The organism is Tateyamaria sp. GN1-10 (genome assembly GCF_055693845.1).
Genome location: NZ_JBVFUR010000004.1, coordinates 4,102,302 through 4,126,807, shown reverse-complemented (window position 1 = coordinate 4,126,807; position 24,506 = coordinate 4,102,302). Strand labels below are relative to the sequence as shown.

The window sequence follows — 24,506 nt, the reverse complement described above, 5'->3', positions numbered from 1 at the left end:
CATCTTTGCCTTAGTTTTGCCGCCATTCTCACCTAGACCGTTCGAACCCCCCTGGGATCGGAGAGTTATGAGTATGCGCCGATGGATGGCCCTTTCATTTGCGGCTTTGGTTTTGGCATCGACGGCTCTGGCACAGGATGCGCAACTGCGCCGACTTGAGTCGGGCGCGGATGCCGCCGGCTGGGAAGCAGTCGGGCGTCTCAACATTGGCGGCACCGGATTTTGCACGGGTGCTCTGATTGCGCCGAACCTTGTCCTGACGGCCGGGCATTGCCTGTTCGACAAGACCAACGGTGAGCGTATCGATCACACGCGGGTCGAATTTCTAGCCGGATGGCGCAACGGGCGCGCGTCCGCTTACCGCAATGTACGCCGGGCTGTTGTGCACCCGGACTACACCTATGTCGGGCACGTAGGCTCGAAAGCGGTGCGCAATGACCTGGCCCTGCTCGAGCTTGATCACCCCATTCGTGATGGCAAGATCATCCCCTTTGAAACGGCGGCGCAGCCTCGGCGCGGTGCAAAGGTCGGCGTGGTCAGCTATGGCACCGGGCGATCCGAAGCACCGTCCCTGCAAGAGCTGTGCCGGGTATTGGCGCAGCAGGATGGGCTGCTGGTGACATCCTGCTCTGTCGATTTCGGCAGTTCCGGCGCGCCGATCTTTGTCATTGATGAAGGCCGCGCGCAGATCGTTTCAGTTGTATCGGCCAAGGCCGAGGTCGAGGGCGAAGCGGTATCGCTTGGGACGTCGCTCGGCACGCCTTTGGCACTCTTGCAAGCCGAGTTGGTGGCGCAGCGCGATGATGTCAGCCCACGTATCTTGGGCGGCATGCGCCGCGAGACTGGGGCGAAATTCGTCAAGCCATGAAGGGTTTGGCGCTGATATTGGCTCTGTTATGGGCGCCAATGGCCGTGGCGCAGACCACGCAGCTGCGCACGCTTGATACCGACTATGCCGCCGCAAGCTGGAAAGCTGTCGGCCGCATTGATTTTGGCGGGCGCGCTTTTTGTTCAGGAACGCTGATTGCCCGTGATCTTGTACTGACTGCCGCGCATTGTCTGTATCAACCGGGTACTGACAAACTGTGGCCGACCGATGGTATCCGGTTCAGCGCCGGGTTTCGCGAAGGGAAGGCTGTGGCGACACGTCGCGCAGCGGATGCGGCCGCACATGAGGGGTTCGAACCTGTCGGCGCCCTGACGGCACAGAACGCTACCTACGATGTTGGTCTGATCAAGCTGGCCGAGCCTATTTCGACATTCGAAGTGCCCCCGTTCTACGTCCATGACGGGCGCATCTCGCCGGGGCCCGTCAGCGTTGTCAGCTATGGCAGGGGCCGTGAAAACGCACAGTCCCGGCAAAAGGAGTGCCAGATGCTGGACCGGGCGGGTGACGCGATGGTGTTCGACTGCGATGTGACCTTCGGGTCATCTGGTGCGCCGGTCTTTACCCATCGCAACGGGCGCGGACAGATCATGTCGGTCATTTCGGGCATGGTACGGATCCAAGGACAGAAACGTGCCATCGGGATGGCTCTGCCGGATCGCGTGACAGAACTGAAGCGCCAAATGCGGATGCAGGTGGCAGCACCGGTTGCCAAGGTGCGTCGCATCACCGTTGGCGGTGGCAACCGGGGCAACACGGGTGCCAAGTTCGTCCGGCCCTAGGGGGCTTGAACGCACAAAAATCCTCACCACATTGATGGTATCGGATGCCCGGACGGGGTCCGACCATAGCAACCCTGCGGGTCTGTCCAAGGATGGAGGGCCCGCCGTTAATCGCTCTGAATGAGGATGACATGCGTACATATGATTTTGCACCGCTCTACCGCGCAACCGTTGGTTTTGACCAGATTGCCGACCTGATGGACCGGGTCCTTGCGACGGACAGCAACGCCAACAGCTACCCCCTTACAACATCGAAAAGACCGACGAAGATGCCTATCGCATCTCGATTGCGGTCGCTGGATTCTCCGACGCCGACCTGGGTGTCGAGGTCAAGGAAAAGAGCTTGATCGTCTCGGCCCGCAAGGCTGACGAACAGGACACAACCTACCTCCACCGCGGCATCGCCACCCGCGCATTCGAACGCCGGTTCCATCTCGCCGACCATGTCGTCGTGACGGGTGCCTCCCACGAAAACGGCATGCTGCATATCGACCTGGTCAAAGAGGTGCCCGAAGCCCTCAAACCCCGCCGGATCGAGATTGCCAGCCAGAAGGCGATCGAAACCGACGTGGTTGACGCCAAGGCCGTGAACTAAGGCCTAACGTCCGACTTTCTCCTCCCTGTCGGACGGCCCCGGGGTGCTTGCGCGCCTCGGGGTTTTTAATGTGATCAGGTGTCCTGATCCGGGTGTTGATGCGACACGACAGAGGCATTCCACTGCGCATCTTCGGCCTGCTGAGCGGCCGGTTTTTCGGGCAGGGTACTCAGATCGGAAAAGCACCTGCGCTGGAACTGCGCGTTAACCTGCACCGTCGGCGCAGCCAGATCCGGATTGTCCAACGCACCCACCGCAATCTCGATATGCCCCTCGAATTCATAGGTCAGCGGTGTGCCGCACTCCTTGCAGAACCCGCGCCAATTCGTGTCCGAGCTGTGAAAGATGGCCCGTTCCCCGCGTGTCCACGTGACGCCTTCGACATGGACAAGCGTGGTAAAGAGGTTGCCAAAGGCTTTCTGACACATGCGGCAATGGCAGATGCTCGCCATGCCCAAACGGTCAATCGCAAAGCGCACCGCGCCGCATTGGCATCCTCCGGTGATCGTGTCGGCCATATCCGTGCCCCTCCAACCCACGCGGTCATGATACGGCACCCGGCACTGGCTGCAACGCCCCGCAAAAACACGCCTGCTCAACTGATCCATCGCAAAGCGTCACGCCGCGCAGTCTGCTTCGATGGCGTCGAAAGGAGTTGGACATGCCCGCACACAGGAAAACGGAACTCATCGACATCACGCAAAAGGACTTCGGAAAGCTGGAAAAGCTGATCGAAACCATCCCCCCCGATGTCGCTCTACAAAAGGACGCCGACGACACCTCGATCAAGGATGTCATCGCCCACCGCGCCCATTGGATCGACCTGTTCCTGGGGTGGTACCGGGATGGGCAGGCAGGAAAAACCGTTCATTTCCCGGCGGAAGGGTACAAGTGGAATGAACTCAAACGCTACAACGCGGACCTCAGGCAGCGGCAATCCCACTTGGACTGGCCACAAGCCGTTACCTTGCTGAAAAAGAAGCACGGCGAACTGACGGGCTTCATCAATGATCGCTCGAATGATGAGCTGTATGGCGGTCCCATGAAAGGGGCACAGAATGACTGGCGGTCGGGGCGCTGGGCCGAAGCCGCGGGGCCCAGCCATTACCGGTCTGCCGCCAAGTACATCCGCGCCGCACTCAGAGCGCGAGGATGAACGTCATGTCACAGCGGGTGCGTCGTGCCGATCGGCAGCCAGTGCCAACCCATCCGCCACGGCGGTAAACACCTCGGAAAACGAATGCCGCGCGTCGGGAAAGCTCTCGCCCATTGTGTCCGTCACCATCGACATCAGGCTGGACCCACCGACATAGATCACCTGATCGATCTGTCCTGCCTCTATGCCCGCCATCTCCAACGTCTCGGCCACGCCAAGGCGCAGGGCGGCTGCATGGGGATCAAGGATACCGCGTAAAGCGTCCACAGGCAGGGCGGCAGTCAGGCCGCTTGCCACCTGAGCCAGCGCAATCACCGCATCGTCGCGCCCGGAATTGGCATCAATCTTGCCCTGTTCCACGGCAAAGGCGACATCGTGGCCCAACTCGTGCTCCAGCACCGTGCCAAGCCGCCCCATCTTGTCCCGTTCTTCTGACAACTGCACCATGTCGCTGACCATGCGGCGCGTCTTGGCGGTGTAAAGGAACGGGATCTTCTCCCATGTCGCCAGATCGTTGAAGATACCCTTGGGCGCGGGTAGGGTGCCCGGCCCCATGGCATTGCGGATCAGGGTGCCTGCCCCAAACAAGGGCATGACACGGTCGATGCTGATGGATCTGTCAAAGTCTGTGCCGCCAATCCGCACGCCGTGATTGGCCAGGATCGTGACGCCGTCATTGCCCGTGCGAAAGACCGAAAAGTCCGACGTCCCGCCGCCGATATCCACGATCAGGCCGGTTGCGCCCGGACGGTCCAGCGCGCCCGATGCAATCGCCGCGGCTTCCGGCTCGGGCAGAAACGACACGTCGCTAAAGTCCGCCGCCAGATAGCAGGCGCGCAAATCCGCCTCGGCCTGCGCCTCACGCGGATCATTGGTGCCATGAAAAACCACGGGCCGCCCGGACAACGCATGGTCAAAGGGGTGTCCCGCCTCCGCCTCGGCCCGCCGTTTCACTTCGCGCAGAAAGCGCGCGATGATATCGACAAAGGTCATGCGCTCATTCAGCAGCTGCCGCTTTTCGTGCATGATCGAGGTGCCCAACACCCGTTTGAGTGCGCGCATGAACCGCCCCTCGATCCCATCAAGCAGCGCATCGTTTGCCGGATGCCCCATCAGCATCTTGCGCGCGTCATAGTCAAAGAACACGGTCGTCGGCAGGGTCGTTTCCCCCGGCGCCATGGTCACCAGATGCGGCTTGCCGTCCCGGACATAGCCCGCGGCCGAATTCGAGGTGCCGAAATCGATGCCCAACGTGTGTGCCATACCGTCCCCCTGACCATGCGGAAAAGCGCGGGGTGTATGCGCAAAGAAAAAGGGCGTCAAGCGGATGCCTGACGCCCTTCCAGATCATGCTGTGTGGGTCAGTTCACCTGCCCGATGGAAAAGAACATCGTCTCGCCCGAATGGTCATCGACCCCGTCATTGTCGGTCGAAATCCATGCGGTGCCATCGGATGTGATCGCCAGCCCTTCGACCTTGTCCAGCACATAGCCGCCGGTCGATGTCAGGTCGGGGATCAGATCGCGCACTTCTTCCTTGCTGACCACGGGCAGCTCACCACCCAGGGGCGCAGGCTGCATGTCGGCCAGCGGCACGCGGTAGACCTTCTTGGTGACCGCCTCGATCCCATGCAGGTTGTCGCGCTCAACGATATAGACGTGATCGCCATGCGCCACGATCTCCGACAGGCCCACCCAGCCCTTGGCGGGCTCGGCCTTGGGATAGTGAACAGCGCCCCATTCCTCGGTCTCGATATTGTAGGCCACCAGCTTCACGTGGTGCGCCGGATCGTCCTTCCATTCGCGCTGCACGGCCATCCACAGGGTGTCACCGACCTTGGTGATCCCCTCAAAGCCAAAGCGTTTCTCAACCGCCATCAACTCCGGCGGCAGGCCGATCTCTTTGTCAATGTTCCCATCCGCCTCGACCTTGTAGATCGCATGGGGAATGACCCGATCCGTGCGCCCTTCGGACGCGATCCAGAATGCATCGCCATCAAGGGTGATACCTTCCATGTCCAGTTTTTGCGCTGGGCGGCCTGCGCGGGTCACGTCGATGGCCTCGACGATCCGGGCAGGGGACTGGGACGGGTCGATTTTGAAGATGCGCGGCTGAAAGCCGTAGAAGCTGTCGGACACGGCATAGATCATGCCATCCTCATCCGCGACCATGCCGGACAAGGCACCCCAACTGGTCAGTTCCTCCATGCCGGCCGAGGTCAGGTGGGGATAGGCTGCCGGACCTTCTGCAAATTCGTACAGCATGACATGCGCCCGGGCGCCGCCATCTTCGATCAGGTCGCTTTCATTGGCCGACACCAGCAGGTTGCGCGCGGGGATCGTGACGTAGCCTTCTGGCCCAACACCCGAAGGCAGCATCTGCTTGAGTATAGGCGCCGCAGGATCGGTCACATCATAGACCCCCACGATTGAACCGCGCTCGGACCCCACAAACACGAAAGGCGTGCCATCGAATTCCGCAAAGGTCACGCTTTCCGGCTCAACGCCCTTGGCGTCCGACCGCTTGTCCGGGTAGTGCCCGATCTGGACAAGCGCATGTTCAAAGCTCACGCCGCTTTCGTACACAACCCGCCCATCCTTGCGGAAGATCGTCCAACCCCGCGACCCGCCCTGGTAGTCGCCTTCGTTGGCGGTGGCGAAATGCTCGTCATCAATCCACGTCACCGCATCGGGTTCTCGCAGGCGGCCCATCTGACTCTCGGTAAAGATAAGCGCGCCACGTTCATCCGTGGCGTCGATGCCTTCAAGGTCCACGGCACCGGCGGGGAAATGGTTCACAATCGTTCCGTCGCGGGCAACAACAACCATGTGGTTGTTTTCCTGCAGGGTCACCACCGTCTCACCCAAGGCGTTGATCGACACATATTCCGGCTCGGGGTCGCTGGGCGCTATGTCGGCCAAACCAGCCAGGTCCACATATTGCAGTGACGCGCAATCCAAATTGCCATCAACCATGTTCACCAGCACCACACCACCGCCGGGCAGTTGCGGGATCACACCGTCGTTCAGGTCCTCGTCCCGCTCGTTCTCAATCGCCACGGCGATAAAGGATCCGTCGGGGGCTTTGGCCACGCTGTCGGGCTGACCCGGCAGATCGCAGGATGCCAACTCTGTCCCCGCAGGGACAGCCAGCGCCATCAACTGGCCTGACGGTTCGGTGAAGGATACAGAGGTGTTGATGCCGACAAAAGCGGTCGATCCGATCACGGCAACGCTCGTCGGCTCGCCATTTAAAGCGATGTTGCCCAGCGGGGCAGGGGCCGCCGGGTCGGTGATGTCCACCAGCCCCAAGGCTTCAAGCGGGCTGTCGGTGTAAACCAGCGTCATGCCATCGGCTGTCACGTCGATGATCTCGGGCGACGTTTCGCGGGACGTATCCTCGCCCTCGGCCATGTTGGTCACGACCGGGAAAGACGCAATGCGGTTGAAATTCTTTTCGGCATGGCCGTCCGCAGCAGCGGCACCTGCAATCAGGGCCAGGGCCGAAGTCATGCACATAAGGGGTTTGGTCATCAGACACTCCATCGGGATCAAATCCCGCACGAAGTGGCGCGTTTGCTTGACGCAGACGTAACAGTGATATGTCAGTTTTGTAAAATCAGACCTGAGGCGTATGGCCATCCAGCACGGTGCGGAACCAGCCCGTGTCGATATTGCCACCACACAGGATGACGCCCACGGACTTGCCCGCCATCTGCGCCCGTTCCTGCATCAACCCGGCCAATGGGGCGGCCCCCGCACCCTCGGCCACATTATGCGTTGCAGTAAAATACAACCGGATGGCGTCGGCCACCTCGTCATCGCTGACCGTAATGATGCGCTCGGCCCCCTTGGAATAGATGTCGAACGCCTCCTGCACCGGCACCCGCACGGCCATGCCATCGGCAAAGGTCGCGGCTGAATTCGCCTCGACCAACCGCCCGGCCTCGACCGAAAGCTTCGCGGTCTGCGCCTGATCCGACACCACGCCAACCACTTTGGCCGACAACCCCAGCGCGTCGCGCGCCATGATCGTCCCGCAAATGCCCGACCCGCAGCCGATGGGGACATAGACGGTGTCCAGATCAGGCCGCGCACTGAACAGCTCATAGGCATAGGTCGCCACGCCACGCACCAGCTCGGGGTGATAGGGCGGGACAATGAACAGCCCCTCTTCCTCGGCCACGCGATAGGCTTCTACACGCGCGGTATCGAAATCGTCGCCAAACTCGATCAACTCCGCGCCAAAGGCGCGCATCGCTGCGTTCTTTTCGACCGAGTTGCCACGCGGGACATAGACCTTGGCCGTCAGCCCTGCATTCGTCGCGGCCCAAGCCTGCCCTTGCCCATGATTGCCACGCGTCGCTGTGCAGATGCCCGGCACATCCGGGTGCGTGCGCACCAACCAATCCATGAAGGTCAGCGCGCCCCGCACCTTGAAGGCCCCGGTGGGCGTGTGGTTCTCGTGCTTCACCCACACTTCGGCCCCCGTGGCGGCACTCAACAGTGGCCAATGGTGCTGCGGCGTTGGAGCCATGCGGGCGTGGACAAAGGCGGCGGCAGTCTCAAGATCGGAACGGGTCAACATGGGCGCATCTGACCCCGATCACCCCTCGGCGTCCAGCCCCTTGCCCTCGAACCAGTCCATGACGCGCGTGGCCCAACTCTGCGGCGCGCCATGCCCACCCTTGTGCAGCATCAGGCGGATGTCGCCAGCGGCGCAATCGGTCCAGTGGCGGAACCACAAATCACCCTCGAAACTGTTGCGTTCAGGCTGGCGCGCGTCACAACCATTGGTCTCGCGCAGGATTTTCAACGAGGCCCAGACATCGCCCTGCACCACCGCCCCATCGGCAAAGGAGCGTCCTTCGAGAGGGACAGTCCGATCATTCCACCCATGGGTATGAAACAGGCGCACCGGGGCCGCACAGTCGGTTGGCAGATCGTCCCAGAATGCACCCGCAAGCGGGGCATAGGCATCGGCAAATTCAGGCATCTGGCAGGCCATGTCCCAAACAAACGACCCGCCGCGCGAAAAACCGGCCAGCAGCACGGTGCCCCCCCCAGCCCGGTCCGCGCGCGCACGTCGGCCATCACCTCGGGCAGGAAGCCGAAATCCTGCCTGTCATAGTCCAGGTTCTTGCCCCGCACCGACCAGTCCTGTTTGAACCGGCGGTTCGGCTGATCGCCATCGGGGGCCACAAAGACATAGCCGCGTGCCAACGCCTCGCGTGCGAGGCCGGAATTGAGCAATCCGCGCCCGCGCCCTCCGCCGCCATGCAGATGCATGACAATGCCCCGCGGCGCTGCCACCTCGGGGACGGCCATATGGTAATTGCCGCTGGGCAGGGCACAGGAGTCATCACGCCCCCCACAGGCCAACGCGGGCAGCGGAAACAAGACAAGGGCAAACAAGGCGGCAAGGAAACGGGACATGGTTGTGCTCCGGGTGTTGGATCCCGCCAGCACACAGGAATCGTTGCGGACGCGCAACTCACGTCGGCGTCAGATGATCAGCCCGTTGCAGGCGGGGACACATGCCACGATAACAGGGGCAGACGCTTGGCAAAGACCAGCGACCAATGTCACGGGGGATGGACATGAAACGGACCGGAGTGATGCTTGCAGCGGCGATGGTTATGCTGGCTGCCTGTGACGAGACCACGCAATCAGGCGCAGCAGGCGGGCCTTTCCTCTCGCCCCTGCCAGAGCGCATCCTGACACTGGCCGATCCAAAACAGGACCTGAACGCGGTCAAGGTCGACCCCGCTGATGGGTGCCTTGTCTACCGTCATGTTGGCCCGGTCGAGACGACCTTCCTGCCGCTACGCACCCGCGACGGGCGCCCCATTTGCACGCAGGTTGAGGCAGAAGCGACCCCCGCCGCCACCTGATCAGCCCGCTGCGTCATATGGGCGTCTGTCCAGCAGGCGCTGAATCTAGCCGGGTGCCTGCCATTCCATGATCAGTTGGTACGGTGCATTGTTGTAAGCCTGTTCCTTCAGGTCGGCAGGCTCCGGCACGGCTGGCTCATCAAAATGCGTCAATGTCATCCCACGCTCCAAGAGTTGCGTTATGTAAAATGACAGGGGCCTGTGCCAGTTGGTGACCGTGATGCCCTTCCACTCCGCCTTGACAGCGTGAGGCTCCAGATAGCGGCGCACGATGATCTTGCGCGCCCCATCGGGCTGGACACGCCACCCGCCGCTTTTGATGTCCGAGGCGGTCGCGAAGCCTGTCAGGTTCGCAAACAGAAATCGGCCACCGGGGCGCAAGACGCGCCTGACCTCGTCAAGTGCGGCTTCGATGCCCTCGATGTCGAGAAGACTGAGGTAAGATACGACCATATCGAACGTGGCCCGCTCGAACGGCAGCGCCTCAGCGCGGCCGTGAACGAACCGCGCCCCGCCAAGTTCGCGTGCCCGGGACAACAGCGCCTTGGAAGGATCCAACCCGACCAACGTCTCGACCTTGTCGGCAAGAAGGCGGCAAAACCGCCCCTCGCCGCAGCCGAGATCAAGGAGCGCGCGCGGTGCAAAGGCGTGTACGCGGTCCAGCATCGGCACGTCCAGAACGCGCCTACGGCTGAAGTCACCATGCGTGCCTTGTGCCTCAATCCAGGCATGTGCGGAGCGGTCCCAATCCATCACGCTCACGCAATAGCACGGTGATGGGGGCAATGCGACGTCCCGCAAGGGCGGTTCCTTGCCAAGTTTCCAGACGTTACCAACACGACTGGGGTGCCCAAGCCTGGCGACGGCCCCCTTCGTAAGAACCGACGCAAGTGCCTGAAACGCAGACCCTAGCTCGCCGCCGTCGTACCGTCTTCGGACGGGTACAGGAACGCCGTCGCGCCGGGTGTGACGCTTGGATAAAGCTGGTTGATATGCGCCATGATCATGCGCACACAGCCCGAGCTGGCCCGTCCGCCGATCGAGCGGGGGTAGGGCGTGCCGTGAATGCGCAGATACGTGTCGCGATTGCCGACAAACAGATACAGCGCGCGCGACCCAAGAGGGTTCGTGGGGCCGCCATTCATCCCATCGGCATGTTTTTCAAACAAGTCCGGATCGCGTTCTATCATTGCCTTGGTTGGCGTCCATGTCGGCCACTTGGTCTTGCGCTTGATCGTGTAGGTGCCCGGCTCATACAGGTTGCCCCGCGCAATGGCCGCACCATAGCGCATGGCCGTGCCGTCCGCCTGAATGTGGTAAAGATACCGCGCCACGGCATCCACGTGGATGTCACCCGGCTTCAACCCGTCATTGGCCTGCACGCGCTGCGGCAGGAACCGGCGGTGCACACCCCAGGGGTTCGATGTTGTCAGGTCGAAATTGGCCGGGGTGACTTGGGAGTCCCACGCGGACCATTTTGATTGATCGGAAATAGGGCGTGCCAATGCAGGCCCGGCAATGGGTGCCGAAAAAAGGGCGGCGGTTGTCATTACGAAATGGCGTCTGGTCAACATGAATCAAAAATTCCTCGCACTCGGGTGAAACATGAATAGAACAGATGCCCACCCTCGGGCAATCATACCCGTCTGAGGTCACAACCATGTGAGGGCGCAATTCTTAAACGTTGGTAAATGCGCCCCGGTAAACCCTTGAAATCTCAAAGGCCATGCTCTGTCCCATCATGGGACATCAGACACTCATGCAGATATACTTCATCTCCAGAAACTCCTCGATCCCGTGATGCGACCCCTCGCGACCAAGCCCCGATTGCTTGACCCCACCAAAGGGTGCCAACTCGGTCGAGATGATGCCGGTATTGACCCCGACCATCCCGTATTCCAGTTCTTCCGCCACCTTGTAGACCCGGCTCAGATCGTTGGCATAGAAATAGGCGGCCAGACCAAAGATCGTATCGTTGGCCATCGCAATCACATCGTCCACGTCCTCGAATTTAAAGAGCGGCGCGAGGGGGCCAAAGGTCTCTTCATGCGCGACCTTCATATCCTGCGTCACCCCCGTCACCACGGTCGGTTCCAGGAACGTACCACCCAGCGGATGGGCCTTGCCCCCGGTCAGGATCGCGCCACCGTTGTTGATCACGTCGGCCAGATGATCCTGAACCTTCTCAACTGCCTTGTCCGTGATCAGCGGCCCGGTCGTGACACCGTCCTCAAGCCCGTCACCAACTTTCAACGCCTCTACGGCAGTTTTCAACTTCGCGGCAAAGGCGTCATAGACCCCGGCCTGCACATAGATCCGGTTGGCACAGACACAGGTCTGGCCCGCATTGCGAAACTTGCAGATCATCGCGCCTTCGACGGCAGCGTCCAGATTGGCATCGTCAAAGACGATAAAGGGGGCATTGCCGCCCAACTCCATCGAACATTTCATGACCTGATCAGCGGCCTGCCGCAGCAGGATGCGACCCACTTGCGTCGAGCCAGTGAAGGTCAGTTTGCGCACGGCAGGGTTCTCGCAGAACTCCTTGCCCGTTTCAGAGGCGTTCGAGGTTGTCACCACCTGGAACACGCCCGCCGGGATACCGGCCCGCTCGGCCAGCACGCCCATGGCGATGGCGGACAGCGGGGTCAGCTCCGCCGGACGGGCGACAAAGGCACAACCCGCCGCCAGCGCCGGTGCCGCCTTGCGGGTGATCATGGCGTTGGGAAAGTTCCACGGCGTGATCGACGCCGCCACCCCAATGGGCTGTTTCAATACCGTGATACGTTTGTCGCGCTGGTGGCCGGGTATCGTTTCGCCATAGATGCGCTTGGCTTCTTCGGCAAAGAATTCGACGAAGGAAGCGCCATAAGCGATCTCACCCTTGGCCTCGGCCAGCGGCTTGCCCTGCTCGGCGGTTAGGATGGTACCCAGATCGTCCTGATGCTCCATCATCAACTCGAACCAGCGGCGCAGCACGGCGCCACGCTCCTTGCCGGTCCACGTCGCCCAGTCCTTTTGCGCGGCATCTGCGCCGGCAATGGCCTCAGCCACCTGCGTGCGGCTCAGGTCAGCCACTTCGGCCACGACATCGCCGCGGGCCGGGTTGGTCACATCGAACGTGCCTGCGTCCCCGCTGATCCACGCGCCGTTCACATAGGCGCGGGTTTCCAGCAACGAGCGATCCTTTAGCATGGATTTGAGGTCTGTGATTTGATCAAGCATGGTGCGTCCTTTTCGGGTCTGTTGCATGTCAAACGACACGGGGTAGGCTTGTCCAGTTCCAAAGTCAGGAGGGTCATGATGCCAGACATGGACGATGCCTATGCCAACGGCGCTTATATCGACGGGGCCGCTGACTATCCACCACGCTGGGCAGAGGCGGCGCAAGCGTTTCGGGATGGTCTTGGCACGCGCGCGCACCTGAACCTGAGTTACGGTCCCTCCGACCGGATGGCCCTTGATCACTTCATGCCCGAGGGCGAGGCCAAGGGCACGCTGATCTTTGTGCATGGCGGCTATTGGCTCAAGTTCGACCGATCGTACTGGTCGCATCTGGCGACGGGGGCGTTGGCCCACGGCTGGTGCGTGGCAATGCCCTCTTATGATCTGTGTCCGACCGTGCGGATCGCGGGGATCACGCAGCAAATCGCGCAGGCCGTGATGGCAGTGGCCGAAGGCAGCATGGGGCCGATCAGCCTGGCCGGTCATTCGGCAGGCGGGCACCTTGTCGCGCGCATGCTTGCGCCCGGTATGTTGCCTGCATCCGTTCTGTCGCGGCTCACCCACGTGATGCCCATCTCGCCCATATCCGACCTTGAACCGCTGCTGGAAACGTCGATGAACGTAGATTTCGGTATGGATGTGGGCATGGCGCGCGCCGAAAGCCCCATGCGCCAACCAAAACCCGACACGCCCGTCACGGTGTGGGTCGGGGCGGACGAACGGCCTGTTTTTCTTGATCAGGCGCGTTGGTTGGCCAAGGCATGGGGTGCCGATCACGTTGTCACCAAGGGCGAACACCACTTCAACGTCATTGACGCGCTGGCGAACCCGGACAGTGACATGATCCAGCGCTTGACGACGACACCGTGACGCGCCAGATGTGGCGTGGCCGCGGGCGATGGCGTCGCCCGCATTTCCAGCCCAAACCGTCCTGAACGCCGGGACCTTTCTGAAAAGGAGGGTCAAGGATGACCGCTCGCCCCGATTTTTACCGCTTTCACAACGGCACCAAGGACGCATTGCCGTTCGACGCCGCCGAGTATGACGCGCGCCTGACCGAGCTGCGCGAACGGATGGAAGCGCAAGGCGCCAGCGCCGCCGTCTTCACCTCGATGCACAATGTCGCCTACTACTCGGGCTTCCTCTATTGCGCCTTTGGCCGTCCTTACGCCTGTGTCGTGACCGAAGATGCCTGTGTCACCATCAGCGCGGGCATCGACGCAGGCCAGCCCTGGCGGCGCAGCCATGGCGACAACATCACCTACACCGACTGGCAGCGCGACAATTTCTGGCGCGCCGTGCGCGAGGTGACAGGCGAGAGCGCCGTGATCGGCATTGAATCCGATCACCTGACGCTGCTGCAACAGGCCAAGATGGAGGACTTCCTCAAGCCCGTCGCAACCGTCGACCTGTACGAGACAACCATGCTTCAGCGCATGCACAAGTCCGAGGCCGAGATTGCCCTGATTCGCCACGGCGCCCAGGTGGCCGATGTGGGTGGCTACGCCGTCCGCGACGCCATCAAGGCGGGCGTGCGCGAGATTGACGTGGCCATGGCAGGCCGCGACGCGATGGAGATGGAGATCGCCAAGCGTTTCCCCGACGCCGAATACCGCGACACATGGGTGTGGTTCCAGTCGGGGATCAACACCGACGGCGCACACAACCCGGTCACAGGCCGCGTGCTGGAACGGGGCGATATCCTGTCGCTCAACACTTTCCCCATGATCTCGGGCTACTACACGGCTTTAGAGCGGACGCTGTTTGTTGAAACAGTGGATGACGCCAGCCTGCAAATCTGGAACCACAACGTGGCGGCGCACGAGCTGGGCATGTCGCTGCTGAAACCCGGCGTGACCTGTGCCGAGGTGACGGAAGGCGTGAACGCCTATTTCCGCGAACACGACCTGCTGCAATATCGCAGCTTTGGATACGGCCACTCGTTCGGTGTGCTTTCGCACTACTACGGGCGCGAGGCCGGTCTGGAATTGCGTGAAGACATCGACACGGTGCTCGAGCCGGGGATGGTCATTTCGATGGAGCCGATGCTGACCATTCCGAATGGGCAGCCCGGCGCCGGCGGCTATCGCGAGCACGACATCCTCGTGATCACTGAGGACGGTAACGAGAACATCACCGGCTTTCCCTACGGACCGGACAGCAACGTCGTCGGCTGACACGGGCGGCGGGCCCCGTCCCGCCACGCATTTGCACCGCTCAGCAGGGCGGACCACTTCACATGTGGGCGGCGAAAGCACAGGCTTTCGTCGCTAATCTGCATTCGATACAAGCCCGCCTTTCCATGACGCTGTGTTTTTGCAACTATCCCCTCAAATATGGACGCAGACAGATGTAAATGCGTGTTACATTGACTATATCTGTCGCAACGCATTGAGTGGAAAGGACATTTCATGGCGGATTTCGCGAGCCAGGTTGAGGAATCTCAATCCCAGGTGGCAGAGGCACAGGAAAAGATTGCTGAGCTGACCAGCCGGATCGAAATGGCGCGCGCCAAGATGAAATCAGGCGATGACATTTCGATGGATATCGAAAATGCCACGCTCGAAGACGTGCACGCCCATACGGACGTGATGAATGCCAACATTGCCGAGCTGATCATGGGGTTGGACGATGTCACGGCGGCGTTCTCCAAGGATTTTGACGAGATGCGGTCCAAAACGGGCTGGGAGAGCTTCGTCGGCATCTTTGCCAAGGCGAAGTCGGAATCCATGCGCCAGGAACGCGTGCGCTCCGCATCCATTGACGACAAGCTGCAAGACCTGATCTCGAAATCCGACGTGATCGTGCAACTGCTACAAGGCCAGCTGACCATGCTGGAAGAGCAGAAGACCAAGGTCGAAGCGAACCTGACCGAGACGTTGGACGAGCGCGAATTGACGGTGCAGGAACTCTCGGCCCTGCAAGGTGACATTCAGGCGATGGATCCGCAGATCATCACGCTGGAAAACAAGATCGCGTCCGAAACCGACGCCGCCAAGCGCACCGCGCTTGAGACGGAACTGGCCGACATGAACTCGAAATACAACGAGATGGTGCAGGAAGAGCAGGTCAAGGTGGCCCAGTCCCAGACACTCGAACGCTATATCGAAAAGGGCAAGACTTGGGTGGATTCGCTGCAAAACCAGGCCGCGACTCAGATGGTGCTAATCAACAAGCTGCAAACAGACACCAAGCAACGCGTGGTGCTCTATGATGCGCTGACCAAGTCGCTGAAAACGGCCCAGCAACAGGACGTCGCCCACCGCATCAACGAGATCGGCGTGCAGACGGACCAGGAAGCGCAAACCGCCATGGCCGGGATTGGTGCCGCAACGAATGCCCGCATGGCCGACATGCTGGAAGCCCACGAAGACCAGATGGTGTTCGCCCGTGATGTGCTGGAGCAAAAGGCGAAGGCAGATGAGCGGTTTGCGCGGCGGTTCGCGCAGATCGTGGAGAAGCACGACAGCAATGCGTATGGGGCGTAACCATGCGCATTCTAAAGCAGGTGGGATTGAGCACCGCTGGACTTCTCTTGCTCGTTGCTCCGCTTAAGGCGGCTGAGTTGCGGCAAGGAGATTGGCTGGCCTGTTCTGGCGGTCTGTTTTTGCATGTCGGCATCATGGAGCCCTTTGGCGATGATAAAGTCGCGGTGCATGTTCAAATGTTTGACAAGAATCTCATGGTAGCAGGGCATCTGCCTTTTGCTGGAGGTACCCTTGGGGAATGCCGCCTTGCAAGGCGAGCGCTCCAATTTGATGCAGCGATTTTTCAGGAAGGTGTGCAACTTTGGCGCGACGCCGAGGGCGGCGTATATACAATCAGCCCCAATGAAGTTCGCCAAATCATTAGAGAACAGACCGGCATCTAATGCTACATGGATACTCCTTTCGCTCGGTTTGCGCTGGCTTGAACAGTGAAAAACCTGAACCGCAAGCATAAGATATAATGAACGCTGATCCCGAAACCTCCGGCCTCACCGACCTCTTCGCATCGCGCCGCTACTTCAAGAAGTTCGAGACGATCACCGGCCACCTCGCCCGCGTTGCGGGTGTGATGGAAGCCGAAGGCGACCTGAACCGGGATGAGGTCAAAATCCTCACCCGCTACATCGCCGAACTGACCTTCACCTTCCGTGCGCTCAGCCAGAAGTACCTGCTGGTTGGCCGCGACACCGGCCGCTTTTTTGGCAGCCTCGCCATCGACACGCGCTACAGCGGCTTTCCGGCGGCTGAAGAGTTGCTGACCATGGCCTCCGATGCGTTGCAGGCCGACCGCCATCTCGATCGCATCGAAACCGCGGATGAGCTGAAAAAGCAGATGGTCGAGGTCATTATCGGCGACCGCCAGGTGCCCACGAAACTGCAATTCGCCCTGTCCCAGCGGCTCTATTACGAAGACTTGCAAAAGGGACAACTCTTCTGGCCCCGCAACGATCCACAGATCGTCTGGACCGGCAACCTGAGTGACGACCGCCGCAGCTTCCGCATCCACTGGGCCGTCTACGACACCGAACTGAACCTACCCGTCATCTACATGATGGAGGTCGAGGACACGGGCCGCACCGCCCTGCCCAAAGACCCCCGCCGCTGGCCCGAAGCCCAAGCGCATCTGATGGCCCAATCGCTCGGCAAGCTGAAGCTGGTGACCATCGCCAAGGGGTTCGACGAGGATTTCGACGACATCCACCCCAAACGCCTGCGCCGCTTCTATGCGGGGCCGATGTATTCCTCGGCCTTCACGGAACAATCGGGGCCGATTCTAGATGTGTTGAAAGCCGCCCGCGCACCCGCAGGGCAGGACTGGGCGCTGGTCTGGACCGAAGAAGACCTGCATTCCGAACGCGTGATCGAGGAACGCTCGGGCTGGTTCTCGTCCGTCGAACGCGAGGTCTTTGCCCTTGACCCCTTCTCGGGCCGCGGCGCCGACCTAGGGGCCACGCGGATGGAACGCAGCATCGTGTTGCCCCAACGCGCCTTTCAGGCGCTCGAAGAAATGAACCCGCCCGGTTTCGGCTCGGTCCGCAAATTCGTGGTCAGCCCGTCGGGGCGGGTGCTTCGGTACTAAAGGGAGCGGCGAGATGTCAAATCGGCCCTCCGGGGGGGATTTTTTTGAAACAGAGAAGTATTGGACGGTGATATGAGCCAAACGTCAGATCAGATGGAACTGCGCGAGGCCGAGATTACGGCGCATTACCCCATGGCCCTGTCCATGCTCCAAGGCTTCGACCATGCGCCGCGCATCGGTAAGGGCAAGGACGCGCCCCAAGCCGAACGCTCCACAGGCATCGGCACCCGCCGCCGCTTCCGCACCACCACGCCGGGCCTTGTCACCCGCCGAACCGTGCCCACCGGGGCCGTGCAGCTGATGGCCACCATCGAAGGGGCGGACGATGACGACGCGCTGATGTCGCCCGTGCAAGCCACCGTGCTGAATGCCCTGCGCCGCGCCATTTCCTTCGCGCTGGCCGTGGCGGAAAACTACGCCTCCGTTTCAGGCCTTGGCGATCTGAAACGCGCCAACCTCGAAGGGGCGCTACCCGCCGCCCGCAAGACCGAGTTTGCCGAATTGCTCGCCGCCGAGGCGCTGATCACCCTCTATGTCTTCGGCAACGCCACCGCCTACCTGCTGTCCGCCCACCAGACCGAAGTCACGGCAGAAGTCGGCGAGGTCGAGGAAATACTTACCGACAACGGCCAGACCGCCCTGCACGGGGCCCTCTGGGAACTTGATCAGGACATCGCCACCCACGCCCCCGACGACACACACCTTGTCGCCACCATCACTGCCTTTGCTGAGGCGCTGATGGAAAAGGTCTCCCTGCGCGCCCAGAACGCCCCGCGTCTTGCCCCGTTCACCGGGGCCAGCTGGCACGTGGAAGCCGACGATTTCACCGTCCAGGGCTTCACCCCCGCGACCAAGGCCAAGACCCAGACCCTCGCCATGACCTTCAAGAAACCGCACGAGGTCGTGGGCAACCACATCGCCAAATACCAGGCCATGAAGCTCGCCAAGATGCTGATGGCCTATGATTTCGACCGGCGGCTCAACCCCTTTGCCGAACTGGGCGGCTTCATCTTCACCTTCATGGGCGACGGCGCGCCGGGGACGGGGAAAACCACGCTGATCCAGATGATGGCGGGGCTGATCAACGACTATTGCAGCGTCGCGGGCTATGCCTTCCGCTACCAGAACCTGAGCACCGACAACATCGACAGCTATCAGGGCAAGTCGGGCCAGAACGCCAAGGCGTTCATCAACAATGTCATCGACCCGAACGTCATCGGCTTTGGCACCATCGACGACATCGACCAGCTTGCGGGCAAGCGCGGCGACCGGCAGTCATCGGCCGGGCAACTCGAAATCACCGCCGTGCTGATGGAAAGCTTTGCCGGGGCCAACACCGTCGTGCGCGGCAATTGCACCTTCGGCATGTTCTCGAACTACCCCGAGAATGTGGACGACGCCCTGCGCCAGCGGGCGGGCGCGCGGTTCCTCGTTGATGGCCCGCAAACGCGCGAGGATTACATCGACATCCTCGCGCTCCTGATGGGCAAGAACCACGACATCCCCATGGGCGCGCACGAGCTGTTCTCGGCCCAAGAGATCAAGAAGGCCGTCGCCGCCAGCTTCGACAGCCATTCCCGCCCGCACGAACCGGGGCTGATGGAGGTCTTTGACCGCGTGCATTCGGATATCGGCGAGTTGGATACAATTGCCAAGCTCGGCACTTATCTGAAGGGCATCCAGCAAGCGGACGAACTGTTCACGGGCCGCGCGATCAAGAACATCACGGATGCGGTCAAGGTCCGCGCCATGGATTTCGAACTGCCCGATGAGTGGATGGAGGAGCCGGAGCTGTTCCTGTTCAAAACCTATGACGAAAAGAAAGCGATGATCGAAGAGCTGCGCGTGCCGATCACGGTCGACATGGTGGTGCAGGAGATCAACCGGTACGCGGATAGCGAGTTCCGCTATGCGGACAAGTCGGATGAAGTGGCGATCAAGGCGATGGTGCGCGACTTTGGGCGGCAGGAAGAGGCGAAGAAGAGGTATTTGGGAGGTAAGGGGTGACAAGGTTGCGAGTAGTGCAGTCAGACATATCAAAGAGACTGCACGGATTCCCTTTGGTTTCGTGTGATCGGAGGCTTTGCCTTGTCTCTCTTTCTGCGGAAAGCGAATAGATGGGCTACTTCTCCGTTCTTTTGTTTTGGGAAAGCTTGCCTGCGCTTGTCGCTCTTTGTGTGGTTGCATGGCTATTGGCGAGGGTGATCTCGCGCCGAATTCAAGTCGAGCGTGGACATCGGATTGTTGTGACCTTGCTTGCTGCACCCGTTTGTTTTGGCGTTGGCACATTGCTCTTCGCAGTGGCAGGCCACACTTGGGGCACGAACCTACACAGCCTTTGCGGATCCGAAGATGACTACTGGGGGCTCTATTGGGTGGCTACTTTTTTGACATCAGAAATTTGGATTCCAGTGATTTACGTATATTCCGAAAAGGCCATTCCAGACGCGGAGCAAACGTGACGCGATGACCTCTGACACAATCACCCTTTGGAACACGGGCCTCCCACTCTTCGTCGCCGCAGTGCTTGGTTGGATCGTCCCTTGCTTCATCGCCCCATCCGACACCCGCTCGTATCGTAAGGTGGCCGTCGCCATTGCCGCATCAGTTCTTGTTCTTATCCTCGTCTCCGCAGGTCTTTTCGCCGCCCTGCAGCCGGAAAAATTTGCGCGTACAGCCGAAATAGGCAGTCTCCTCCTTGCCATCGAGATTGCGGTCCGCGGCTCGCTCCTGTTTGCTGTAGCGTGGTTGCCGATCATGCTGCTCTGCTGGCTGAACCTCGCACAGCAGGTCGAACACTGGCGGGGCAAGGACATGGCAGAAAGGGAAAGCTGATGCTGCTGATCATCATAACCATTGCCGCCCTCATCCTCGGCTCCGTCCTCCCCCTCCGCTGGGGCGTCGTCGGCTTCGTCACCGCCGCTGCCTTCCTGTTCCCTACCCAAGCCGCCATCCACACCGCCATGGGCTTCGAAGGCACGCCGCTCTCCGAAACCATGCTGCTCTTCAACAACTCCTGGCCTGCTTATATCGGCTACAACCTCCAGATCACCTTCCGCAGCTTCGCCCTGCCGCTTCTGGCCCTCGCGACACCGCTGATCTTCCGCCTGGGCAGGGCCGCGCCATGATCATCACCGGAATCATCGCCATGGGCCTTGTCGTGGCCGCCGCATGGGTTCTGCCTCCCATGCTCAAACGTGCATTCCCGCTGCCCGACTTCCTGCTTGGCATGCTCTGCACCAGCGTCATCATCGGTATCGCGGCTCTCCTCGTGCTTGTTATCCAAGCCATGGGCCTGCCGCTCCCCATCCTCGGCCCAAGCGGGGAAGCCGGGTTCGCCAACGCGCTCCTGTCGCTCAGCATGCCCAGCGTCGGCGTGCTGGTCGTGCGGCTGGCGCAACTCAGAAGGGACCGCTCATGATCCGCCTCATCCAACGCGGCCTGATGTTCGGCAACCTGTTCCACGTGGCCTCCCCCGCGCTGGTCGAACGTTACAACCGTGCGCTTGAACACCTGACGGGCAAGCGGACTGCGCTCACCGATTTCTACATCGACATCTCCGGCTACTCGCCCGAGGTCGGCAACGAGTTGGGAGATCCGCTCTACCTCAACCACAACGGGGTCAACCGGCAGTTCATCCTGCTGTCGACCGAGCAACGCAAATGCCCGCTGCTCGATGCGAAATTCTCCACCTCGCATGGCATCCTCAAACGGTTCATCGCTGAAAACGAAGCGGCCCTTTTTGCCCTCACCGCCCGCGATGCCGTGGCGGGGGAGCTGGTGAACACGGTCTACGACATCTCTCAGCCCGCGCGTCTCTTTGACTTGCGCGCCATCACGGTCGAGGCGGACACGACCCGGGGTACGGTGCGCAATGCCGATACACTGGCGGGCAAGGTCGACAGGTTCCTGAGCGAAGACGACGCGTGGTTCGATGATGTGCTGATTGGCGAGATGATCCAGCTTGCCGGGCAAACGGGCGATGTGACGCGCAACCCGGTCAAGCTGAAACCGCTGAAGATGGACAAGGGCAACTTCTGGACCGCGCATTTCGGCGGGCTCTATATCTTCCAGACGCTCGACCATCCGGCCACCATCGCAGCGGGGGACAAGCCCGAAGGCGTGCCGACCAAATACACATTCGACCTGACCGACCGGAACCGGATCGCCAAATTCCTCGAATACAACGATCTGGTCGAACCGGTGGTCAAGGCACGCGGCATCAACGGGGCTGCAATCCTGCGGCAGAAGATGGACTTCATTCTGGTTTCGACCGTGACAGAGGCGGGCGTGGACCTGGCCGGAACAAGCAGGCGTGACATGCGCAGGCTGGCCCGTGAACATGCGCACCTGCTGCCGGATGAATTCCGCGGTCTGGCTGATCTGGTCAACTGGGCCGAGAACGGGGGCAAGTGGCCGCGGATCAGTTCAGAACATCCCGCCTATTTCTACACACTGCGCGCAGCCGACACGCCGGATGCCGATCTGGTGAACATGCTGCTGGCCGAGCTTTGCCCGCGCGACGTGCGTCAGCTGTTCATATGTCACAAACAGGCGTTCTATGCGGCCTATGCCACATGGCCCGAGGCGAAAAAGGAATATGTCGCGCAGTACCTCGAAGCCGAGTACAAGGCCGACAAGGTTGGCGCGCGGCAGGCTTTGTTTGGTCACGACGCGCCCATGGACCCAGCCCCACAGCCCCGCGACCTGATCGCGCGGGTTGGCCCCTGGGGCGCGGTGAGGAGGTAAGATTATGGTATTGGCCCGACTGTTCCTGATCGCGTTTGTCGTGCTGACGGTGATCTATGTCTGTCTGTCGCTCTACTCGCGGTCGCGGGCGCGCGACCGGCTGGAAGAGGAATGGGACACAGGTGACAAACCCGGCCCACGCGAGGCTTACGTGCAAGACGGGCTGGCTGACTACAATGGATCGCTCAGGCGCAAGCTGATCCTTGGTGTCTATATCGTGCCGATCTCCCTTGTCGGGTTGATCATCTATCTTGTGAATTTCGCCTGAAGGGGACGTTATGCGTTACATCGGCTGGACATTACTGATTGCCTTCTGGGTCGTGGTGGGGGCGTTCCTGCACTATACGTTGCCCCAGCGCGACATCGTGCGGATCGTGAACACCTATGAAGAACGGCAAGAGCTTGGGGACTGGACGCGCATGTTCTGGTCACGGCCCGACACCCAGTCCGACGGGCTGATCAACCGCGATGTGCAGTTCATCCAGACGGTGCGGGCCAATGGGCGGCCCATGGTCTACCGGAACGAGGATACAGGCTGGAGCTGGCCGCCCTATTTCAAGTTTGACACCTCGAACCTGTATACCGAGGCGGCGGATTCCGTGTCCAACCGTGCCGCACCTGAATGGTATGTGCTGACGCATTACGGCTGGCGGAACGAATTTCTGACGATCTTTCCCAATGCAATATCCTTGCGACAGGTCGAAGGGCCGGACGCGTCCAAAGGCATCCCGTGGGTCAACATCATCATCCTGACAATCATCGTGGCGATTTTTTATGCCATCTGGGTGCGCTGGCGACGGTTTCGTCGGGCGCGGATCGATCCGCGGCTGGAAGACATGCAGGATAGTTGGGAAGCCGCAGGCGATGCCGTGTCTGAGCGGCGCGGGCGCATCCGGCGCTGGTTGGACACTTGGAAATCGAAATAGGGCGGAGGACACCTCCGCCTTACAGGTGAAATGCCCCGTAAGGCGGATCTCGATCCGCCCCGCCCGGCGCAGGACACCTGCGCCTTACGGCAAGGGATGTGTGCTCCAAAGCTTCACGCGCAATCCGCCATGGGCGATGCTGGGCCCCTCGGGTTCGAAGGGCAAACCGGTTGTTTTCGCCAGTGACGCCTCGCTGGTCACGATGCCCACACGCCATCCGGAAAACCGGTCCGACAGCACCTGTCCCAACCGGCCATAGACCGGGTACAGCGCCTTCTTGTTGCCGATGCGCGCGCCATAGGGCGGGTTCACGATCACCAAACCGGGCGGCCCATCGGGCGGGGTGATATCGCCTGCACTTCCTTGATCAAACTGGACCAAATCAGCCACCCCGGCCCTTTCGGCATTGGCTTGCGCCATGGCGATGACGCCCTGATCCCGGTCCGACCCGGTAAGGCGCACCTGTGGTGCGCCCCGCCGCTTAAACGTGCGCACGTCCGACACGGCGCCTGCGTCAAAGCCAACAAGATGTTCAAAGGCAAAACTCCGCGCCCGCCCGGCCTGCAACCCGGCAGCGATCTCTGCGGCTTCGATGACAAAAGTGCCCGATCCGCACATCGGGTCAAAAACCGGCTGCGTCCCGTCATAGCCGCATTGGTGCAGAAACAGCGCAGCCAGCGTCTCGCGCATGGGGGCTTTGCCCACCGCTTCCTTGTGGCCGCGTTTGTGCAAAGGCTCGCCAGACGTATCCACACTGATCGTTACGCGATTGTCGTCAATGCGTATCTTCAGGGTGATGGGCGCGTCGCTTGCCACGGTCATGCCCGCGCTTTCAACCAAAGCTGTTTCAATTCGCTTGGTCGCAGCACCGGCATGATAAATCTTGGATTTGCGCGAGGTCGCAACCTCAACCCGCACAGGCACATCCGGGCGCAACACCTCTGCCCATGGAAACTTGCGGGCCCGCTTGTCCAGCTGGGCCAGATGGAACGCCATGAAGGACCCCATGCGCCACAAGACCCGCGTTGCACCGCGCAGCTCAAGATTGGCGCGCCAAATCTCGGGCCACCCGCCACCGATATGAACGCCGCCCGGCGTCACGCCTTGCACATCAAAGCCATGCGCACGCGCTTCGTCGGCAAGCGTATCCTCCATCCCGGGCAAGGTGATGGCAAAGATCGGGGCTGTGGTTTGCGTGGACATGACAGCGTCTATAGGCAAGCGGCC

Annotated in this window: 26 protein-coding genes and 1 pseudogene; 18 read left to right on the top strand and 9 right to left on the bottom strand. The window is 61.1% G+C overall.

Annotated elements, in window-relative coordinates; all coding sequences use genetic code 11:
• Positions 1 to 85 precede the first annotated feature (85 nt).
• From ACZ1HN_RS22785 to ACZ1HN_RS22775, 3 genes and pseudogenes are all read left to right on the top strand, one after another.
• Positions 86 to 868 (top strand): trypsin-like serine peptidase, encoded by a 783-nt coding sequence (locus ACZ1HN_RS22785; protein WP_299207878.1) that lies wholly within the window; start codon positions 86 to 88, stop codon positions 866 to 868.
• Positions 865 to 1,668, top strand: a complete 804-nt coding sequence (locus tag ACZ1HN_RS22780; protein WP_299207876.1) for a trypsin-like serine peptidase — start codon at positions 865 to 867, stop codon at positions 1,666 to 1,668. The genes ACZ1HN_RS22785 and ACZ1HN_RS22780 overlap by 4 nt, the downstream gene beginning before the upstream one ends.
• A gap of 131 nt (positions 1,669 to 1,799) precedes the next feature.
• Positions 1,800 to 2,263: pseudogene (locus tag ACZ1HN_RS22775) on the top strand (Hsp20 family protein).
• A 74-nt stretch (positions 2,264 to 2,337) separates the two neighbouring features.
• Here ACZ1HN_RS22775 and ACZ1HN_RS22770 read toward each other — a convergent pair.
• Entirely contained in the window at positions 2,338 to 2,781 is a 444-nt protein-coding gene (locus ACZ1HN_RS22770; RefSeq protein ID WP_472729143.1) for a GFA family protein, read from the bottom strand.
• A gap of 143 nt (positions 2,782 to 2,924) precedes the next feature.
• Between ACZ1HN_RS22770 and ACZ1HN_RS22765 the strand changes: the two genes are divergently transcribed.
• The gene (locus tag ACZ1HN_RS22765) at positions 2,925 to 3,419 is read left to right on the top strand and encodes a ClbS/DfsB family four-helix bundle protein (RefSeq protein ID WP_472729142.1); all 495 of its coding nucleotides are present in this window, start codon (positions 2,925 to 2,927) and stop codon (positions 3,417 to 3,419) included.
• Positions 3,420 to 3,422: 3 nt separating this feature from the next.
• On the opposite strand, the gene ACZ1HN_RS22760 is transcribed toward ACZ1HN_RS22765, so the two are convergent.
• From ACZ1HN_RS22760 to ACZ1HN_RS22745, 4 genes are all read right to left on the bottom strand, one after another.
• On the bottom strand, positions 3,423 to 4,682 hold the full coding sequence (locus ACZ1HN_RS22760; RefSeq protein ID WP_472729141.1) for an Hsp70 family protein: 1,260 nt from the start codon (positions 4,680 to 4,682) through the stop codon (positions 3,423 to 3,425).
• A 98-nt stretch (positions 4,683 to 4,780) separates the two neighbouring features.
• Positions 4,781 to 6,952 (bottom strand): esterase-like activity of phytase family protein, encoded by a 2,172-nt coding sequence (locus ACZ1HN_RS22755; RefSeq protein ID WP_472729140.1) that lies wholly within the window; start codon positions 6,950 to 6,952, stop codon positions 4,781 to 4,783.
• Between the two features lie 85 nt (positions 6,953 to 7,037).
• Positions 7,038 to 8,006 (bottom strand): threonine dehydratase, encoded by a 969-nt coding sequence (locus tag ACZ1HN_RS22750; protein WP_472729139.1) that lies wholly within the window; start codon positions 8,004 to 8,006, stop codon positions 7,038 to 7,040.
• Positions 8,007 to 8,024: 18 nt separating this feature from the next.
• Positions 8,025 to 8,471, bottom strand: a complete 447-nt coding sequence (locus ACZ1HN_RS22745) for an alpha/beta hydrolase family protein (RefSeq protein ID WP_472729138.1) — start codon at positions 8,469 to 8,471, stop codon at positions 8,025 to 8,027.
• A gap of 547 nt (positions 8,472 to 9,018) precedes the next feature.
• On the opposite strand from ACZ1HN_RS22745, the gene ACZ1HN_RS22740 reads away from it, so the two are divergent.
• Entirely contained in the window at positions 9,019 to 9,312 is a 294-nt protein-coding gene (locus tag ACZ1HN_RS22740; protein ID WP_472729137.1) for a hypothetical protein, read from the top strand.
• Between the two features lie 45 nt (positions 9,313 to 9,357).
• Here the strand turns inward: ACZ1HN_RS22740 and ACZ1HN_RS22735 are convergent, their stop codons facing one another.
• The 3 genes from ACZ1HN_RS22735 to ACZ1HN_RS22725 all read right to left on the bottom strand — a co-directional run bounded on the left by ACZ1HN_RS22735 (position 9,358) and on the right by ACZ1HN_RS22725 (position 12,537).
• The gene (locus tag ACZ1HN_RS22735) at positions 9,358 to 10,065 is read right to left on the bottom strand and encodes a class I SAM-dependent methyltransferase (RefSeq protein ID WP_472729136.1); all 708 of its coding nucleotides are present in this window, start codon (positions 10,063 to 10,065) and stop codon (positions 9,358 to 9,360) included.
• Positions 10,066 to 10,220: 155 nt separating this feature from the next.
• Positions 10,221 to 10,886, bottom strand: coding sequence for a L,D-transpeptidase (locus ACZ1HN_RS22730; RefSeq protein WP_299207859.1), 666 nt, complete (start codon positions 10,884 to 10,886; stop codon positions 10,221 to 10,223).
• A gap of 175 nt (positions 10,887 to 11,061) precedes the next feature.
• Positions 11,062 to 12,537 carry an NAD-dependent succinate-semialdehyde dehydrogenase gene (locus tag ACZ1HN_RS22725; protein WP_472729135.1) on the bottom strand — a complete coding sequence of 492 codons (1,476 nt, stop codon included), beginning with the start codon at positions 12,535 to 12,537 and terminating at the stop codon, positions 11,062 to 11,064.
• A gap of 78 nt (positions 12,538 to 12,615) precedes the next feature.
• On the opposite strand from ACZ1HN_RS22725, the gene ACZ1HN_RS22720 reads away from it, so the two are divergent.
• The 13 genes from ACZ1HN_RS22720 to ACZ1HN_RS22660 all read left to right on the top strand — a co-directional run bounded on the left by ACZ1HN_RS22720 (position 12,616) and on the right by ACZ1HN_RS22660 (position 23,279).
• Positions 12,616 to 13,407, top strand: coding sequence for an alpha/beta hydrolase (locus ACZ1HN_RS22720; RefSeq protein WP_472729370.1), 792 nt, complete (start codon positions 12,616 to 12,618; stop codon positions 13,405 to 13,407).
• Positions 13,408 to 13,505: 98 nt separating this feature from the next.
• The gene (locus tag ACZ1HN_RS22715; protein ID WP_299600016.1) at positions 13,506 to 14,714 is read left to right on the top strand and encodes an aminopeptidase P family protein; all 1,209 of its coding nucleotides are present in this window, start codon (positions 13,506 to 13,508) and stop codon (positions 14,712 to 14,714) included.
• A gap of 234 nt (positions 14,715 to 14,948) precedes the next feature.
• Positions 14,949 to 16,025 carry a hypothetical protein gene (locus ACZ1HN_RS22710; RefSeq protein WP_472729134.1) on the top strand — a complete coding sequence of 359 codons (1,077 nt, stop codon included), beginning with the start codon at positions 14,949 to 14,951 and terminating at the stop codon, positions 16,023 to 16,025.
• A 2-nt stretch (positions 16,026 to 16,027) separates the two neighbouring features.
• Positions 16,028 to 16,408: a hypothetical protein gene (locus ACZ1HN_RS22705; protein WP_472729133.1), complete on the top strand. Its 381-nt coding sequence runs from the start codon at positions 16,028 to 16,030 to the stop codon at positions 16,406 to 16,408.
• 77 nt (positions 16,409 to 16,485) lie between these two features.
• Positions 16,486 to 17,604 carry a hypothetical protein gene (locus tag ACZ1HN_RS22700; RefSeq protein ID WP_472729132.1) on the top strand — a complete coding sequence of 373 codons (1,119 nt, stop codon included), beginning with the start codon at positions 16,486 to 16,488 and terminating at the stop codon, positions 17,602 to 17,604.
• 72 nt (positions 17,605 to 17,676) lie between these two features.
• Positions 17,677 to 19,611, top strand: coding sequence for an AAA family ATPase (locus ACZ1HN_RS22695; RefSeq protein WP_472729131.1), 1,935 nt, complete (start codon positions 17,677 to 17,679; stop codon positions 19,609 to 19,611).
• A 110-nt stretch (positions 19,612 to 19,721) separates the two neighbouring features.
• A complete protein-coding gene (locus ACZ1HN_RS22690) occupies positions 19,722 to 20,066 on the top strand; it encodes a hypothetical protein (protein ID WP_472729130.1) in 345 nt (114 codons plus the stop codon).
• Between the two features lie 4 nt (positions 20,067 to 20,070).
• A complete protein-coding gene (locus tag ACZ1HN_RS22685; protein ID WP_472729129.1) occupies positions 20,071 to 20,439 on the top strand; it encodes a hypothetical protein in 369 nt (122 codons plus the stop codon).
• Positions 20,439 to 20,732 (top strand): hypothetical protein, encoded by a 294-nt coding sequence (locus ACZ1HN_RS22680; protein WP_472729128.1) that lies wholly within the window; start codon positions 20,439 to 20,441, stop codon positions 20,730 to 20,732. The genes ACZ1HN_RS22685 and ACZ1HN_RS22680 overlap by 1 nt, the downstream gene beginning before the upstream one ends.
• Positions 20,729 to 21,025, top strand: coding sequence for a hypothetical protein (locus ACZ1HN_RS22675; RefSeq protein ID WP_299600006.1), 297 nt, complete (start codon positions 20,729 to 20,731; stop codon positions 21,023 to 21,025). Before ACZ1HN_RS22680 ends, ACZ1HN_RS22675 begins: the two co-directional genes overlap by 4 nt.
• Positions 21,022 to 22,353, top strand: a complete 1,332-nt coding sequence (locus tag ACZ1HN_RS22670) for a DUF6638 family protein (protein WP_472729127.1) — start codon at positions 21,022 to 21,024, stop codon at positions 22,351 to 22,353. The genes ACZ1HN_RS22675 and ACZ1HN_RS22670 overlap by 4 nt, the downstream gene beginning before the upstream one ends.
• Before the next feature lie 4 nt (positions 22,354 to 22,357).
• Entirely contained in the window at positions 22,358 to 22,621 is a 264-nt protein-coding gene (locus tag ACZ1HN_RS22665) for a hypothetical protein (protein WP_472729126.1), read from the top strand.
• Between the two features lie 10 nt (positions 22,622 to 22,631).
• Positions 22,632 to 23,279 carry a DUF1523 family protein gene (locus tag ACZ1HN_RS22660; protein WP_472729125.1) on the top strand — a complete coding sequence of 216 codons (648 nt, stop codon included), beginning with the start codon at positions 22,632 to 22,634 and terminating at the stop codon, positions 23,277 to 23,279.
• 84 nt (positions 23,280 to 23,363) lie between these two features.
• Here the strand turns inward: ACZ1HN_RS22660 and ACZ1HN_RS22655 are convergent, their stop codons facing one another.
• The gene (locus ACZ1HN_RS22655) at positions 23,364 to 24,482 is read right to left on the bottom strand and encodes a THUMP domain-containing class I SAM-dependent RNA methyltransferase (protein ID WP_472729124.1); all 1,119 of its coding nucleotides are present in this window, start codon (positions 24,480 to 24,482) and stop codon (positions 23,364 to 23,366) included.
• Between the last annotated feature and the right edge of the window lie 24 nt (positions 24,483 to 24,506).